The sequence below is a fragment of the Sphingobium amiense genome, assembly GCF_003967075.1.
GTDB classification, from domain to species: Bacteria; Pseudomonadota; Alphaproteobacteria; order Sphingomonadales; family Sphingomonadaceae; genus Sphingobium; species Sphingobium amiense.
Window position 1 is genome coordinate 1,996,582 of sequence record NZ_AP018664.1, and the last position, 15,720, is coordinate 2,012,301.

Below are 15,720 nucleotides of genomic sequence, written 5' to 3' on the forward strand. Positions count from 1 at the left end.
TGCATGAACAATCAATGACCGGATCATGCCCATTTATCCACGAGGACGAACAGGTCAGCGCGGTGCCGGTCCGTCGAGCTGATGCCCCAGCCCCTGCCGCCAGAAGGCGATGCGGGCGGCACGCGTCTCTTCAGCCATCGCCGGGTCGAAACGGGCGGCGGCGCTGCCCATGGACGCCGCTTCGGCAAGGCTCCGGTGAAGCCCCGCGCCCACGCTGGCCAGCATGGCGGCCCCCAGCGCCGTGGTTTCGGTATCGGCGGGCCGCTCGACCGGAATGGCGAGGATGTCCGCCAGATCCTGCGCCATCCAGTTGTTGACGCTCATGCCGCCGTCGATGCGCAGCTTCGACCAGTCCGCCCCGTCCGCCGCGAAAGCGGCCTGAAGATCATGGGCCTGATGCGTAAGCGATTCCATGGCGGCGCGCACGATATGCGCGCGCTTCGTCCCCAGCGTCAGCCCGGTGATGGCCCCCTTCGCATCGGGCCGCCAGTGCGGCGCGCCAAGCCCGGCGAGTGCGGGGAGAAACTGCACCCCTGCGCTGTCGGGCACCGAGGCCGCGAGCGCTTCGCTTTCCCCGGCATATTGGATGATGCCCAGCTCATCGCGGAGCCATTTGATGAGGCTGCCCGCGACGAAGATCGAGCCTTCCAGCGCGTAGATGCGCTTGCCCGACGCCTGATACAGCACGGTGCCGAGCAGCCGGTGCGCCGATGCGGGCAGGCTCTCCCCCATATTGGTGAGGATGAAGGCGCCTGTGCCGAATGTCGCTTTCGTATCGCCCGGCGTCAGGCAATTCTGGCCGATGGAGGCCGCCTGCTGATCGCCCGCAAGGCCGCAGATCGGAATAGGGGCACCGAGGATCGCGGGATTGCAGGTGCCGAAATGGCCGTAATTGTCCACGACCTGCGGCAGCGCGCGCCGCGTCACACCGAACAGGTCCAGCAAATCCTCATCCCAATCGGCTCCGTCGAGCGCCAGCAACTGCGTGCGGCTGGCGTTGCTGGCGTCGCTGATATGAAGGCCACCGGTCAGTTTCCACACCAGCCAGCTTTCCACCGTGCCGAAAGCGAGCCGGTCGCCCAGTTCGCGCGCCTGCGGCACATGATCAAGGATCCAGCGCATCTTGCTGGCGGAAAAATAGGGATCGAGGATAAGGCCGGTGCGCGCCTGCACCCGCTCCTCATGCCCTTCTTCCCGCAAACGGGTGCAGAAGGGTGCGGTGCGGCGGTCCTGCCACACAATAGCGCGGGTGATCGGCTCGCCTGTCCCCCGGTCCCAGGCGACGACGGTTTCGCGCTGGTTGGTGATGCCGAGCGCCGCGATGCGATCCGCGCCGCCCGCTGCCGCGACGGCTTCGCGCACACAGGCCAGCGTTCGGGTCCAGATTTCGGCGGCGTCATGCTCGACCCGGCCGGGCTGTGGATAATATTGCGTCAGTTCCTGCTGCGCGACATGCATCGCCCTGCCGTCGGGGGTATAAACAATGGCGCGTGTCGATGTGGTGCCTTCGTCGAGGACGAGAATATGGTCCGCGCTCACGCCGCTTCCCCCAGATAATGTTTCAGCGTTTCGACCTGTTCTGCCGTCAGGCGGAGGCCGAGCTTGGTGCGCCGCCAGAGGATGTCATCGACCGTCCGCGCCCATTCGTGGCTGCGCAGATAGTCGACTTCCGCGCGGGTCAGGCCATGGCCGAAATGGGCGCCAAGATCAGCCAGCGAACGCGCCTCCCCCAGCCAGCGCCGCGCCCGCGTGCCATAGGCGCGCGCGATCCGGTCCACGCTCGCCGCGTCGAGAAAGGGATAGTCGCGGGCAAGGCCGCCCTTCAGCGCGTCGATCCCGTCCATGGCAAAATCGCCGCCCGGCAGCGGCGCGGTCGCGGTCCAGTCGCCTCCCGACAGAGCCGGGACGTGCGGCTTCAGTCGCTCCACCGCTTCGTTCGCAAGGTGGCGGTAAGTGGTGATCTTGCCGCCGAACACGGAGAGCAGGGGCGCGCCGCCCGCTTCGTTCAGGTCCAGCTCGAAACTATAGCCGCGCGTTGCCGCTTCGGGTTTGCCCGATCCATCGTCGATCAGCGGGCGCACACCGGAATAGGTCCAGACGATATCGGCGGGCGTGATCGCCTTCTCGAAGTAGGCGTTCGCCGCATCGCAGAGATAGGCGATCTCTTCCTCGCTCGCGTGAACATCCCTGAGCGATCCGTGATGGTCGCGGTCGGTGGTGCCGATCAGCGTGAAGTCGCGCTCATAGGGAATGGCGAAGAAGATGCGGCCATCGGGGATTTGGAAGAAATAGGCGTAGGGGTGGTCGAACAGGCGCGGGACGACGATGTGCGACCCGCGCACCAGCCGCATATGCCTGTCGGTCTGCTCGTGCGCCTTGCAGAGCAGGTCGAGCACCGCAGGGCCGGCGGCATTGACGACAGCGCGTGCGCGGAAGCTGCGGTCGCCGCTGCGGATCAGCCACCCTTCTCCGCCATGCTCCAGCGCGTCCACAGGCGTACGCGTCAGGACCGTGGCGCCCCTGTCCGCCGCGTCGCGCGCGTTGAGGATCACGAGCCGGGCGTCGTCCACCCATCCGTCCGAATAGATGAAGGCCGGGCCGAAACCGGACTTGAGCGGAGTGCCAGCGGCGTGGCGGCGGAGATCGACCGCCTGCGTCGCGGGCAACCGCGTGCGCCCGCCAATATGATCGTAGAGGAAGAGGCCGAGCCGCAGCAGCCAGCGCGGGCGAAGACCCTTCACATACGGCAGGACGAAGCGCATCGGCCGGATGATGTGCGGCGCGATGGCCCAGAGCCGCTCCCGTTCCGAAAGGGCTTCGCGCACGAGACCGAACTCATAATGTTCGAGGTAGCGCAGGCCGCCGTGGATCAGCTTGGTCGAGGCGGAGGAGGTGCCGCTGGCGAGGTCGCCCTGTTCCAGCAGCAGGACGCGCGCGCCCCGGCCCGCCGCATCGCGCGCGATACCGCACCCGTTGACGCCGCCTCCGATGACGGCAAGGTCATATGTCTCGTCGGCTCTCTCGTTCATGCGGCACCGTCGCATTCACTAACCGCTTGCGGTGGGGCGGGCAAATGGACGCTAGGCCTCGCGGAACCGCCGCTTGTCGATATGGGTGATCCGGCAGGCAAGGTCCGCCTCCCCCGACGCAACGATATAATGATCGCCAGCATCGACGATCCCGGTCGTGAACACCACATCGCGCACATAGACCTGATGCTCCAGCGGCCCGATGAGATCGGCGTCGGGTTCGATCAGCGCTTTATGATCGGTGCGGATCACCCTGGCGGGATCGTCCCGGTCGAGCAGCGACCAGTAGGTGCGGTATGTCCCGACCGACTCATTGGGTTCGACCCCGTGCCAGAGCGTCAGCCAGCCTTCCTCCGTCAGGATCGGCGGCGCGCCCCCGCCCATGCGCGCGGTCGCGAGAGTCGCGGCATGGGGACGGATGCCGGGCTTTTCATGCGGTTTCCAGAAACGCGCATCGGGCGACAAAGCGAGGTTGATGGACGGCCCCGCGCGCCACTCGCTGCCCGGCGGATAGGCGAAATAGACGTCGCCCAGGGGCCGGGTCTGCGCCCAGTAATGACCGTCGATCAGTCCTTCGAAAATCAGCATGTCCTTGTTCTGGTGATCGAGCGCGATCCCTTCATACCGCCAGTCCAGAGCATTGCGGGAACTGTAAATGGTGGAACATTGGCGTTCGGGGCTGACCGAACAGGTGGTCATGAACCAGCGGTCGTCCACGCGGCTGATGCGCGGGTCTTCCACGCCGTAGCATTGCGCGCTGCGGGACGGCGTGATGGCGCGGTCATAGTGGAAGGCGACGACATCGAGACCGTCGGGCGACATTTCCACCGGGAGCAGCCATGACAGCGAGGTGAGGCCCATCACCTTCCACCCCGCACTCATCATGCGGAAGGTGCGCGGATCGCTGATGTCCACATCGTCCAGCGGCCACGCGTCGAGCACATAGCCCGCGTCGCTCCACCGGATCGCATGGACATGCCCGTCCCACACCGGATCGCGCAGCGCCTCGGCGACGCGCACCATCAGCAGCAGGTTGCCGTTGGGCAGGCGGGTCAGGCCCGGATTGAAGGCGCCCAGCACATAGGTCGGCGCATCCACCTTCCCTGCCAGCGGCGACCGGCCAAGGTCTATGACGTCCGGCGTCAGGACCAGACTGTCCTTGAGGATATGGCTCATTCGCGCTCCAATAGCGGTTCGACGCGGATCAGCGACAGGGCCGCGCGGCGCGGCTGGGTCAGCATGGTGCGCACGGCGACGGCGATGTCCTGCCCGCGCAGCATCCTGTTCTCCGCGATCAGGGCGGCCTGTTCGTCGGCCGGAAGTTCGGGATAGTGGAAGTCCGCTCCGGTGAAGCCCGGCTCCACCAGCCCCACCTTGATGTCGCGCCCGGCGACTTCCTTCCGCAGCACCTGCGCGAAGGCTTCGATCCCGGCCTTCGCCGCGACGTAGATGGAACCGCCGGGGTTGCGGGAAACGGCGGACATGGAGCCGATGAACACAAGATCGCTCCCTCCTTCCATGACCCCGACCGCCTTGTGCGCGGTTAGGAGATAAGCGGTGAAATCGACGGCGATCCTGTAGCGCAGATGGCTGGCCTCACTCTCTGCCAGTGCGCCTGCCGGAACCGCAGCGTTGGCAATGACGATGTCGGGCGCGCCGAAATAACCCTGCGCGGCTTTGAAGACCCGGTCGACGCCGTCGGGATCTGCCAAGTCGAGCGAGATGCCGTCGCCCGTTCCCACCTCCCCGATCCGCGCCAACGCGTCGGCAAGATGTTCAGGCGTCCGGCCGCAGATGAACACGTCCACGCCTTCGCTCGCCAGCAGGACAGCGATGGCGCGACCGATGCCTGTCGTCCCGCCGGTGATAAGCGCCCTGCGGCCTTTCAGCGACGGACAGGCGGTATGCGCGTCGGATAAATCGGTCATGCCTGCCCCTGATCGTGGTTGCGCAGCGACAACGCGCCATGCCGGTGCGCGTTGCAGCAGAATCTTTTCACCGGAAGACAGGAAGATGTTTCGATGCTGCTGCGCAGCAACTTTTGCGGCCCGTATGAGTTAACCAACCGCGATCCTCCGCCTGCGTTTCGCGCGGGCCGCATCAACAAGGAAATGTTCATGAAGCGTGGCGCGCTGTGCGACGAGGTGCCTGGGGTGGGACACATAGCTCTCATCGGGAACAGCGTTCCCCGCCGTTGCGGCATCGCCACCTTCACCACCCATTGCCATGATGCGATGAAGCAGGCTTTTCCGTCGCTGCGCATCGACCTTTACGCCATGGACAATGGCGCCGACGGCATCGTCTATCCCGATAACATCCACGTGATCGCACAGGACGATGTAGCCGCCTATTCCGAAGCCGCCGCCCGGATCGAGGATAGCGGCGCAAAGGCGATCTGGCTCCAGCATGAATTCGGCATCTTCGGCGGCCCGGCGGGCGACCTGATCCTGCGGCTACTCGACCGCACAAAGCTGCCGCTGGTCGTGACGCTGCACACGATTTCCGATGCGCCAAGCGCGGATGAGCGCCGCGTGATGGACCAGATTCTGCGCCGCGCCAGCCGCATCATCGTCATGGCTGGACGAGGGCGGGACATCCTCATCAGCGACTATGGCGTCGATCCCGCAATCGTCGCCGTCATCCCACACGGCGTTCCTGATCGTCCCTACGTCGAACCGGCGACGATGAAACCCCGCTTCGGATGGGACGGGCACAAGGTCATCCTGACATTCGGCCTGCTCGCGCCCGACAAGGGCATCGACCAGATGATCCGCGCCATGCCCGCCGTCGTGGCGGCCCACCCCGACGCGCTCTATGTCATCATGGGAGCAACCCATCCCAATCTCGTCCGCGAACAGGGCGAGAGACTACGAGATGGGTTGAAAACTCTGGCGGCGCAACTGGGCGTTGCGGGCAATATCCGTTTCGTCGATACCTATATCGAACAGGAGGAATTGCTCGATTTCCTTCAGGCAGCGGACATTTACGTGACCCCTTACGTCAACCCTGCACAGGTCGTGTCGGGAACGCTCAGCTATGCGCTCGGCATGGGCAAGCCTGTCGTTTCGACACCTTATGTGCAGGCCATCGAAGTGCTGGCGGAGGAACGCGGCGTCGTAGTCCCCTTCCGCGATCCAAAAGCGCTGGGGCTGGAAATTGTGCGGCTGCTGTCTGACGACGCGGTGCTCGACGGCCATGCGCGCCGCGCCTATGCCTGTGGCCGGGCGATGATCTGGAGCGAGCTTGCGCACAATGTCGGCGGGCTGCTGAGCGCGGCCTGTGCCGGAGCGCCGGCGCGGTTCAGCCCGCGCCGCAGTTATGCGCTCCTGAAACCGGACATTCGGTCGATCGTGCGGATGAGCGATTCCACGGGCATGTTGCAGCATGGCATCCTGTCCGTTCCCGACCGCAACCATGGCTATTGCATCGACGACAATGCGCGCGCACTGATGCTGATGGTGCAGGCAACCGAAGTCGCCGCGGACGAGCGAGACCGCTGGTCGGGCGTGTACGCCGCCTTCATCCAGCATGGCTGGAATCCGGATATCCAGCGCTTTCGCAACTTCATGAGTTTCGACCGCCGCTGGCTGGAAGAGAAAGGGTCCGAAGACAGCAACGGGCGCACGCTCTGGGCGCTGGGCGTCACCATGCGCGAAGCGGCGCAGACTCCCATCGGCGAATGGGCGCGCAGGCTGTTCAACACGGCGGTGGAGCCGCTGTCGGCGCTCGGGTCGCCGCGGGCGCGCGCCTTTGCGATGCTCGGGGCGGCGGCTGTGCTGGAGGTCGATCCGGATCATCGCGCGGCTCGCACCATCCTCACCAGCTTTGCTGACGCTTTGATGGCTCTGCCCTATGCGCCGCAGCCTCCGTCATGGGTCTGGTTCGAGGACGTGTTGGCCTATGACAATGCGCGACTGCCCGAAGCGCTGCTGCGTGCGGGGCGGATACTGAAGCGCGACGACATGATACGGCGCGGCCTTTCAAGGCTCCGCTGGCTTTGCGGGCAGCAACGCTCACCCGAGGGGCATTTCCGCGCGGTCGGATCGGAAAGCTTCGGGCGCCCCGGCAAGCCGCCCCTCCCCTATGACCAACAGCCTCTGGAAGCATTGGCTACAGTGGAAGCGGCGATTGCCGCGCATGCCGTCGATCCGAAGGGTGGCTGGCTGGCGCAGGCGGAATCGGCCTATCGCTGGTTTTTGGGGCAAAATGACCTCGACACGCCGCTCGCCACGCCGTTCAACCAGGGTTGTTACGATGGCCTGACACCGGGTGGCCCCAACCTCAATCAGGGAGCGGAATCACTTTTGGCCCTGCAACTTGCATCCTGCGCTATGAACCGTATCGTTGGGCTGCTATCAGGCGGCGAAGTGACGCACAATTCGGACAAGCCCTCCGTTTCTGCCTGAAGCGGAGGAGCACAGGACTGCATGCCGCAAAAAATCAACGCGCTTCCGCTTCGTCTCACGGCCGATCCTACCCGTGTGGTCGTGAGGCCCTTTCACCTTGCTTTGCAGGGCGCACGAGGCGCGCCGAGCCGGACGCAGCGCATTACCGAAGCCGTGCTCGCCCTGTCGGACTCAGAAGTGATGAGGGGTCTGAACCATGTGCTTGTCGGGTTTGAGGCGCGCCACTGGCAGATGCGGCGCGTGTTCAAGACGCGCTTTCAAGACATCGCCCATCGCCTGATGATCGACCCCGACAGCATCGGGGACGAACGGTCACAACTGATCGGCGCCTATTTCTGTCACGAATATAGCTATGCCGCGGCGGCGCTGATGAACCCGAGCGTCGTCCCTCATCCCGACCAGAGCGGCCTGTCGCGCGGCAATATGCGCATCGTCATGTCGCTGCGCGCGGTGGGCGAAGGGCACATCAGTTCCATCGCCTTTCGCGAGGGGATCATATCGCAGGACGGCGATCTGCACCTCGCGCCCGAGCCGCCTTTCGCCACCGCCGCCGACTTCCACGGCGACGAGGAGCAGGACAAGGTCGGGCCGGTCAGGATCTATCGCCATGCCGACAGCAACCTGTCAGGCACGGTGATCTTCCCGATCACAGCGGCGCAGGCCAAGGGCCTTGAGGATCTGCGCCTCGTCGCCTTTACCCATGACGATGGCACGCGCGAATGGCTGGGCACCTACACCGCCTATAACGGGCGTGAAATCCAGTCTGAGATGATGCGGACCAGCGATTTCCGCAGCTTCCAGCTTTGCCCCCTGTCGGGCAGCGCGGCGCGCAACAAGGGCATGGCGCTGTTCCCGCGCAAGGTGAACGGCCGCTACATGATGATCGGGCGGCAGGACGGCGAAAATCTTTACCTCATTCAGTCGGACGACCTGCTGGACTGGGGCGAAGGGCAGCGCATCCTGACGCCGCTTCACCCTTGGGAACTGGTCCAGATCGGCAATTGCGGCGCGCCCATCGAACTGGACGAAGGCTGGCTGCTGCTGACGCATGGCGTCGGCGCGATGCGGGAATATTCCATCGGCGCGGTGCTGCTGGACAAGGCGAACCCCGCCAGAGTGCTGGCGCGGTCGAGCCAGCCGATCCTCGCCGCGTCGGAAGACGAGCGCGAAGGCTATGTCCCCAATGTGGTCTACACCTGCGGCGCAACGAGGATCGGCGACCAGATTTTCATGCCCTATGGCGTCGCCGACAGCAGCGTCGCCTTCGCCTTCGTCGGCATATCCGAGATGCTGTCCTTGATGGTGTGAATTTCCGTGACGGGTCCGGCACGCGCGCGCCGTCCTTCCCGTGTCACTCTTCCCCCCGGAGTGACCCTGAACCTCGGCCCCGCCGTGAGCATCGCTCCGGCGGGGTTGTTTTTGGCGGGTTCGGCTAATCCTCGACGATTGCGCTCTGGCGGCGCGTGTCGCGCATCCGCAGATAGACGATCAGCGAAATCGCGATCATCGCGGTCACATACCAGTAGAAACCCCGCTCCCACCCGGCATCCTTAAAGCGCAGCGCCACATATTCGGCCGTCCCGCCGAAGATCGTGTTGGCGAGTGCATAGGGCAGCGCCACGCCCAGCGCGCGGATATGCGCGGGAAACATCTCCGCCTTCACCACCGCGTTGATGGAAGTATAGCCCGTCACGATGACGAGACCGCCCAGCACGAGCAGGAAGGCCGTCACCGGATCGCGCGTGGTTTCGAGCGCGGCGAACAGCGGATAGGTGCAGAGCACGCCGAGCACGCCGAAGCTTACCAGCAGCGGCTTGCGCCCCACCCTGTCGCTCAGGGCGCCCGCCAGCGGTTGCAGCAGCATGAAGAGGAACAGCGTGCCGCCATTGATGCGCGAAGCTGTCTCACGGTCGAAGCCGCTCGTATTGACGAGGAATTTCTGCATGTAGATCGAATAGGCGTAGAAGGCGAGCGTGCCGCCCGCCGTCATCATCAGGACCGTGAACGCCTCGCGCGGGTGATGGCGGAACAGCGCGGTCATGCTCGACCGGGGCGCGTCGCTGCCGCTCGCGTTGCGGAAGCTTTCGGTTTCGGAAAGGCCGCGGCGAATCCAGAACACCACCACCGCCAGCGCCGCGCCGATGGCGAAGGGGATACGCCAGCCCCACACATCGAGCGCCGCTTCGCCCAGCATCGTCTGCAGCGCGAGCAGCACCCCGATCGCCAGCAATTGCCCGCCGATCAGCGTCACATACTGAAAAGACGAAAAGAAACCGCGCCGCCCCGCTCCGGCCATTTCGGACAGGTAAGTTGCGCTCGCGCCATATTCGCCGCCGATTGAAAGCCCCTGCATCAGCCGCGCCAGAATCAGCAGTGCCGGCGCGAGCAGGCCGGCACTTTCATAGGTCGGGGACACCGCGACCAGCAGCGATCCCGCACACATCAGTGTGACGGACAGCGCGAGGCCGCTCTTGCGCCCCCTCCGGTCGGCGTAGATTCCCATGATCCATGCGCCGAGCGGCCGCATGAAGAAGCCGACCGCAAACACGGCCGCAGCCCCCAGCAACTGCGCGGTCTTGTCCCCGGACGGAAAGAAATGGGGCGCGAAATAGAGGGTGAACGCCGCATAGGCATACCAGTCATACCATTCGACGAGATTGCCCGTCGATCCGCCGATGATCGCCTTCGCCCGCTCCCGCGCGGTCGGGCTGGATGGCGTCGGAGACGGTGCGGTCATGCTAAGCGGCGTTCCGTGCAGGAAGAGGTCGGGACAAAGGAAATCAGGGCGACCTCCGGTTTGGCGAAACGGCTGGCATCGCGCAAGGGCGCACGGTCCTTCGCCGACGCCTATCTCTCGACGGCGCTCCTCAACTGCTCCCGCAGCCAGGTGAGGCCGGGATCGGCTGCGCGCGCCTGATGATATTGCATCATTTCCTGCATCACCGGCAAAGCCATCGGAGGCTCCATGATCCGCAGCGGCAGCGCCCGTGCCATCACCTGCGCGAGCCGTTCGTGCATCAGGGCCAGCCGTGACGTGCCCGGCAGCATCCATCCGACCTGACTGAAAGCGGCGCATACGATCTCGATCCGCCGCCGGTCGCCATGGTCGCGCAGATGGTTGTCGATGAAGGTGCCGTCGCGAGAGACGCTGACGGTGACGTGTCCGGCCCGATGATAGACCTCCTCCGTCAGCCCGTCCCGGATCAGGGGATTGCCGGACCAGCCGACAACGACATGCCTTTCCTCGAACAGCAGTTCCCTGGGATGCGGTCCTTCCAGAAAGCGCTCGGGCGATACGATCAGGTCGATGTCGCCATCCTCCAGCCGTTCGGCGATATCGTTGCGCGGCAGGGTGATCTCCAGCCGCACATTCGGCGCGATCTTTTCGAGGCGTTCGACCAATGGGCCGATGAGGACCGTGGTGACATAATCCGACGCCACGATCCGGAAAAGGCGCTGACTGTCGGCGGGATTGAATGTGAGCCCTCGTGCGATCAGCCCGCGCAGGTCGGCGACGAGCGCGGAAATTTCGGGCGCCAGCGACAGGGCCGCGGCCGTGGGAAACATCTTCTTCCCATGCTGGACGAGGATGTCGTCGGCAAAGGCTTCGCGCAAACGCCGCAGCGCCGCACTCATCGCCGACTGCGTCAGGTTGAGCCGCCGCGCCGCGCGCGTCACATTCCGTTCCTCGACCAGAATGTCGAAGGCAACGAGCAGATTGAGATCGAAGCGGTCCAGCCTCATCAATCATCACTTTCATTTGTGATTATGCACATATTTCATCCATTTTACGCAATCTCAGAAATCTGTCACTCCGCTTTTCAACCGGCGCAGATCGGCTGCGAAAGAGAGGAGATGACATGAAGAAAATCCTTTGGGGTGCGACCATGCTGAGCGGAGCGCTGGCCCCGCAATGGGCGGCGGCGCAGGCGGGCGCGGATCAGGCGAAAGATGGCGGCCTCACGGAAATCATCGTGACGGCGCAGCGGCGCGAGGAGAGCCTGCAAAAAGCGGCCATCGCGGTGACCGCCGTCACCGGCAGCGATCTCGTGCGATCGGGCATCACCGAAACATCCAACCTGGGCAAGCTGGTCCCGGCGCTGGTGGTTCAGCCCACCGGCGGCACGACCAGTTTCTTCCTGCGCGGCGTCGGCACCAATTCACAGAACAGCTTTTCCGAAAACGCCATCGCGTTCAATTTCAACGGCGTCTATGTCGGCCGCCCGACCGCACCCGCAGGCGTGTTCTACGATCTGGAGCGGGTCGAGGTGGTGAAGGGGCCGCAGGGCACCCTCTATGGCCGCAATGCGACCGGCGGTGCGATCAACGTGCTGCCCAAGAAGCCCGTGCTCGGCCGCTTCGGCGTCGAAGGCATCGCCGAATATGGCAATTATGACAGCAAGAAGGGTTTCCTCGCCGTCAACCTGCCGCTGGGCGATACGGTCGCGCTGCGTGTCGCGGGGCAGGTGGTCGACCGCGACGGCTACATCTCGGACGGTTATGACGACGACAAGGGCGAAGCGGCGCGCGCGTCGCTGCTCATCAAGCCGTCCGACCTCTGGTCCATCACCCTCGTCGGCGATTATTATCATCAGGGGGGCAAGGGCGCTGGTGCGGTGCTGCTGCCCAGCCGGGCGTTCGCGGTGCCGGCCGTCGAGGACCGGGTAAGCATTTCCGACAGCCGCGCCATTGCCGCAATCAACGGCTATGCCGCGACGCTGTTCGCGCCGCCCTTCTGCGCGGGCGGATTCATCCCCAGCGGCTGCATCGAAAATGCAGGCAAGGACGGCTATCTCAACAATCATTTCTACGGCCTGAGCGCTCAGGTCGAGGGCGACATGGGCTTCGGCACGCTGACGGTGATCCCGGCGTGGCGGCGGTCGGAAGCCAAGTTCCGCACCTATCTGCCCGGCTTCCGCGGCGAGATCGAGGATAATGCCGAGCAGATGTCGCTGGAGGCACGGCTGACTTCCGCCAATGACCAGCGGCTGCGCTATGTTCTGGGCGCCTTCTTCTTCAACGAGCAGCAGGATACGCTCAACTATTTCCGGCAGGGACGGCTTTCGACCACGCGCTTCACGCCGCGGCTGAAGACGCAGAGCCTTGCCGCGTTCGGGCAGTTGACTTTCGACATCGCGGACGGCTTCCGCCTGATTGCGGGCGGGCGCTATACGCGGGAGGACAAGTCGCAACTCACTTCATCGGTATCGGGTGGCCTGCCGGGACCGGTCGATCCGCCGCTGGGCGCGCCGATCACGGGCGACCTCACCTTCACCAAATTCACCTGGAAGGCGGGTGTGGAAGTGGATGCGGGTCCGGCGTCGCTTCTCTACGCCAATGTTGCGACGGGCTTCAAATCCGGCGGCTTCTACGTCGCTTCCCCGCCGAACAACAGCTTCGCGCCGGAGACGCTGACGGCCTATACGGTGGGCGCGAAGAACCGCTTCTTCGGCAACAAGCTGCAACTCAATTTCGAGGCCTTCTACTGGGATTACAAGGACCAGCAGGTGACGTTCGTGGGCGGTGTGCGGACGGGCAACGGCCTCTTCGCGCAAGGGTCGCTCACGACCAACGCGGGCAAATCGCGCATCTACGGCGCGGAAGCCGAAGCCCGCTTCGCCCCGACGCGCGACGACCTCTTCAACCTCAACGTGCAATATCTGAACGGCAAATATAACAGCCTTCAGACTGCGAACTTCTCGCCCACCGGCGCGCCGGTCACGACCGGCTGCACCATCACCGGCACGCGGCTCGCCAATCCGGGCGTCAACGGCGCGCGCTTCTACGACATCGACTGTTCGGGCAAGCCGACCGTCAACTCACCCAAATGGGCGATCAATGTCGGCTACCAGCACACATTCGCGCTGGGCGGCGATATGGGACTGGTCGCGGGCGTGCGCTCCAACATCGAAAGCAGCCGCTTCATGAACGCGAACTACCGGCCGGAGGAAAAGCAGGGCAGCTTCATGATGTCGGACGCCTTCCTCACGCTGGAAGGCCCGCAGGACAGATGGAGCATCACCGCCTTCATCAACAATATCGAGGACAAGGAAGTGCTCGCCCGCGCGGGCACGCGCCCGATCCTCGACTTCCCGGTGGGCACGCTGCGCCCGCCGCGCACCTATGGCGTCCGGGTGGGATTCAACCTGTGACACGCATGACCGTGAAGGCAGCGGCGCTCGGTGCGCTGCTGCTGTCCACATCGTTGTTCGCACAGCCGCCCGTCGCGCCTTCCGGGTCGCAGTTCGTCACATTGGGCACGATGGGCGGGCCGGTTCCGGACGGTCGGCGGTCGCAGCCCGCCAATGCCATCATCCGGGGCGACAATGTCTATCTGGTCGATGCAGGCGACGGCACGGTCGGCCAGCTTGGCCGCATCGGCGTGCCACTGACGAAGGTGCGCGCCGTCTTCCTCAGCCATCTCCATATCGACCATGTCGGCGGCCTGTCGGCGATCCTCGGCCTGCGCAACCAGACCGAAGCGCGCGACGTGCTGACCGTCTATGGCCCGCCCGGCACGCAGGAGATGGTCGCGGGGCTTGTCGCCGCGCTTCAGCCTTCGGCAAAAGCGGGTTACGGCATCGTCGGCAAGCCCTGGGCGCCGCCGCAGTCCTTGGTGAAAGTCGTCGAACTGGCGGACGGACAGACGCTGGGCGTCGACGATTTCCGGGTGAGCGTCGCGCAGAACACGCATTACGACTTTCCCGCAGGCAGCGCGGAGGACCGGGTCTACAAATCCTTCGCCTATCGCTTCGACCTGCCGGACCGGTCGATCGTCTATACCGGCGACACAGGGCCGAGCGACCGGGTCGAAAAGCTGGCGCGTGGGGCCGATCTGCTCGTCAGCGAGATGATCGACATCGACGCCACGCTGGATCGGGTGAGTAAGGTCAGTCCCAACATGCCGCCCGCCGTCAAGGCGACGATGACACAGCATCTGACGACTCACCACCTGACACCGCAGGCCGTGGGAGAACTGGCGGCACGAGCGGAGGTCAAGGCGCTCGTCGTCACGCATCTGGCCGGCGGAACCCCCGGCGAGGCACCCTCAACGGCATACGACATTGCCATTCACCGATCTTTCAAGGGGCCGGTGACGATCGCCAACGATCTTGACCGGTTCTGACCGGCCGGTCCTCGCAGTTCAGGAACGACAAGGCTTTATGGACAAGGCAAATATCCTCGTCATCGGCGGCGGCATAGGCGGCCTGACTTCCGCCATCGCGCTGCGCCGGGAAGGGTTCGACGTGACGGTCATCGAGCGCGATCCCGACTGGTCGGTTTATGGCGTGGGCATTATCCAGCAGTCGAACGTGCTGCGGGCCATGCATCATCTGGGGCTGCTCGACGAATATGTGGCGTCGGGCGCTGGCTTCGACACGGTCGAGATTTTCGCACCGGACGGGACGAAGGTGGCGCAGGTGCCCTCGCCCCGGCTGGTGGAAGGCTATCCGGCGAATATGGGCGTCGGGCGGCGGGCGCTGCACAAGGTGCTGGGCGACCGCACCATCGGGTCGGGCGCTATCGTCAGACTGGGGGTGACGGCGACCGCGATCGAGGAGCGGGAAGACGGCGTCGCCGTTCGCTTTTCGGACGGGACGAGCCGGAATTTCGATGTCGTCATCGGAGCGGACGGCGTCTATTCCCAGACACGCGCGACAATCTTTCCCGATGCGCCGCAGCCGGAATTTACGGGTCAGGCGGTGTGGCGTTACAATCTGCCGCGGACCGAAGGCATGGACGCGCTTCAGGCCTATAACGGTCCGATCGGCGTCGGACTGGTGCCGATGTCTCCGGAGGTCATGTATCTGTTCGCGACGACGCCGGAACCGGGCAACCCCCGCTACCCGCGCGACGGCCTTGCGGCGGCAATGCGGTCGAAGCTGGCCGCCGCCGCGCCTCAGATTCGCGCTCTTGCGGAGCTGATCACGCAGGACGATGCGGTCGTCTATCGCCCGCTCGAAACGCTGATGATCCATGGGCCATGGCACAAGGGCCGGGTCGTGCTGCTGGGCGACGCGGTTCATGCGACCACCCCGCATCTGGGCCAGGGCGCAGGGATGGCGATCGAGGACGCGATCGTTCTCGCCGAGGAACTGGCGAGAGCGGAGACACCGCAGGCCGCCTTCACCGCCTATCGCGAACGCCGCTACGAGCGGTGCCGTTACATCGTCGAACAGTCGCTGGCGATCTGCATGGGGCAGATCGGCAGGGGACCGGCGGTCGATAATCACAAGGCGACGGCAGAGATGTTCGCCGTCGTCTCTCAACCGATCTGAAGGAAG

Annotated in this window: 11 protein-coding genes; 5 read left to right on the top strand and 6 right to left on the bottom strand. The window is 64.8% G+C overall.

The genetic code is table 11. From position 1 onward, the window contains the following. Positions 1-54 precede the first annotated feature (54 nt). The 4 genes from SAMIE_RS09630 to SAMIE_RS09645 are packed head-to-tail and all read right to left on the bottom strand — an operon-like array spanning position 55 to position 4,957. A complete protein-coding gene (locus SAMIE_RS09630; RefSeq protein WP_066703483.1) occupies positions 55-1,539 on the bottom strand; it encodes an FGGY family carbohydrate kinase in 1,485 nt (494 codons plus the stop codon). Further along, positions 1,536-3,029, bottom strand: a complete 1,494-nt coding sequence (locus SAMIE_RS09635) for a glycerol-3-phosphate dehydrogenase (RefSeq protein WP_066703486.1) — start codon at positions 3,027-3,029, stop codon at positions 1,536-1,538. Before SAMIE_RS09635 ends, SAMIE_RS09630 begins: the two co-directional genes overlap by 4 nt. Before the next feature lie 51 nt (positions 3,030-3,080). Beyond that, a complete protein-coding gene (locus SAMIE_RS09640; RefSeq protein ID WP_066703489.1) occupies positions 3,081-4,205 on the bottom strand; it encodes a glycoside hydrolase family 130 protein in 1,125 nt (374 codons plus the stop codon). Next, positions 4,202-4,957, bottom strand: coding sequence for an SDR family oxidoreductase (locus tag SAMIE_RS09645; protein WP_066703491.1), 756 nt, complete (start codon positions 4,955-4,957; stop codon positions 4,202-4,204). Before SAMIE_RS09645 ends, SAMIE_RS09640 begins: the two co-directional genes overlap by 4 nt. Positions 4,958-5,146: 189 nt before the next feature. Here SAMIE_RS09645 and SAMIE_RS09650 point away from each other — a divergent pair, with 189 nt between their 5' ends. Both SAMIE_RS09650 and SAMIE_RS09655 read left to right on the top strand, forming a co-directional pair. After that, entirely contained in the window at positions 5,147-7,435 is a 2,289-nt protein-coding gene (locus tag SAMIE_RS09650) for a glycosyltransferase family 4 protein (RefSeq protein WP_066703508.1), read from the top strand. Positions 7,436-7,456: 21 nt separating this feature from the next. Beyond that, positions 7,457-8,743 carry a glycoside hydrolase family 130 protein gene (locus SAMIE_RS09655; RefSeq protein WP_066703493.1) on the top strand — a complete coding sequence of 429 codons (1,287 nt, stop codon included), beginning with the start codon at positions 7,457-7,459 and terminating at the stop codon, positions 8,741-8,743. Positions 8,744-8,867: 124 nt separating this feature from the next. Here the strand turns inward: SAMIE_RS09655 and SAMIE_RS09660 are convergent, their stop codons facing one another. Together SAMIE_RS09660 and SAMIE_RS09665 are read right to left on the bottom strand one after the other, a co-directional pair. Next, positions 8,868-10,172: an MFS transporter gene (locus tag SAMIE_RS09660; RefSeq protein ID WP_066703495.1), complete on the bottom strand. Its 1,305-nt coding sequence runs from the start codon at positions 10,170-10,172 to the stop codon at positions 8,868-8,870. A gap of 110 nt (positions 10,173-10,282) precedes the next feature. Then, entirely contained in the window at positions 10,283-11,179 is an 897-nt protein-coding gene (locus SAMIE_RS09665; RefSeq protein WP_066703498.1) for a LysR family transcriptional regulator, read from the bottom strand. 116 nt (positions 11,180-11,295) lie between these two features. On the opposite strand from SAMIE_RS09665, the gene SAMIE_RS09670 reads away from it, so the two are divergent. The 3 genes from SAMIE_RS09670 to SAMIE_RS09680 are packed head-to-tail and all read left to right on the top strand — an operon-like array spanning position 11,296 to position 15,714. Continuing rightward, positions 11,296-13,587, top strand: a complete 2,292-nt coding sequence (locus SAMIE_RS09670) for a TonB-dependent receptor (protein WP_066703501.1) — start codon at positions 11,296-11,298, stop codon at positions 13,585-13,587. Between the two features lie 5 nt (positions 13,588-13,592). Then, positions 13,593-14,561 (top strand): MBL fold metallo-hydrolase, encoded by a 969-nt coding sequence (locus SAMIE_RS09675; RefSeq protein WP_066703504.1) that lies wholly within the window; start codon positions 13,593-13,595, stop codon positions 14,559-14,561. Positions 14,562-14,598: 37 nt separating this feature from the next. After that, a complete protein-coding gene (locus SAMIE_RS09680) occupies positions 14,599-15,714 on the top strand; it encodes an FAD-dependent oxidoreductase (protein ID WP_066703505.1) in 1,116 nt (371 codons plus the stop codon). Positions 15,715-15,720: the final 6 nt, after the last annotated feature.

Coding starts and splice junctions, on each gene's coding strand:
- SAMIE_RS09670 (WP_066703501.1), top strand. CDS start 11,296: ATGAAGAAAATCCTTTGGGGTGCGACCATGCTGAGCGGAGCGCTGGCC.
- SAMIE_RS09655 (WP_066703493.1), top strand. CDS start 7,457: ATGCCGCAAAAAATCAACGCGCTTCCGCTTCGTCTCACGGCCGATCCT.
- SAMIE_RS09640 (WP_066703489.1), bottom strand. CDS start 4,205: ATGAGCCATATCCTCAAGGACAGTCTGGTCCTGACGCCGGACGTCATA.
- SAMIE_RS09650 (WP_066703508.1), top strand. CDS start 5,147: ATGAAGCGTGGCGCGCTGTGCGACGAGGTGCCTGGGGTGGGACACATA.
- SAMIE_RS09660 (WP_066703495.1), bottom strand. CDS start 10,172: ATGACCGCACCGTCTCCGACGCCATCCAGCCCGACCGCGCGGGAGCGG.
- SAMIE_RS09645 (WP_066703491.1), bottom strand. CDS start 4,957: ATGACCGATTTATCCGACGCGCATACCGCCTGTCCGTCGCTGAAAGGC.
- SAMIE_RS09675 (WP_066703504.1), top strand. CDS start 13,593: ATGACCGTGAAGGCAGCGGCGCTCGGTGCGCTGCTGCTGTCCACATCG.
- SAMIE_RS09680 (WP_066703505.1), top strand. CDS start 14,599: ATGGACAAGGCAAATATCCTCGTCATCGGCGGCGGCATAGGCGGCCTG.
- SAMIE_RS09635 (WP_066703486.1), bottom strand. CDS start 3,029: ATGAACGAGAGAGCCGACGAGACATATGACCTTGCCGTCATCGGAGGC.
- SAMIE_RS09665 (WP_066703498.1), bottom strand. CDS start 11,179: ATGAGGCTGGACCGCTTCGATCTCAATCTGCTCGTTGCCTTCGACATT.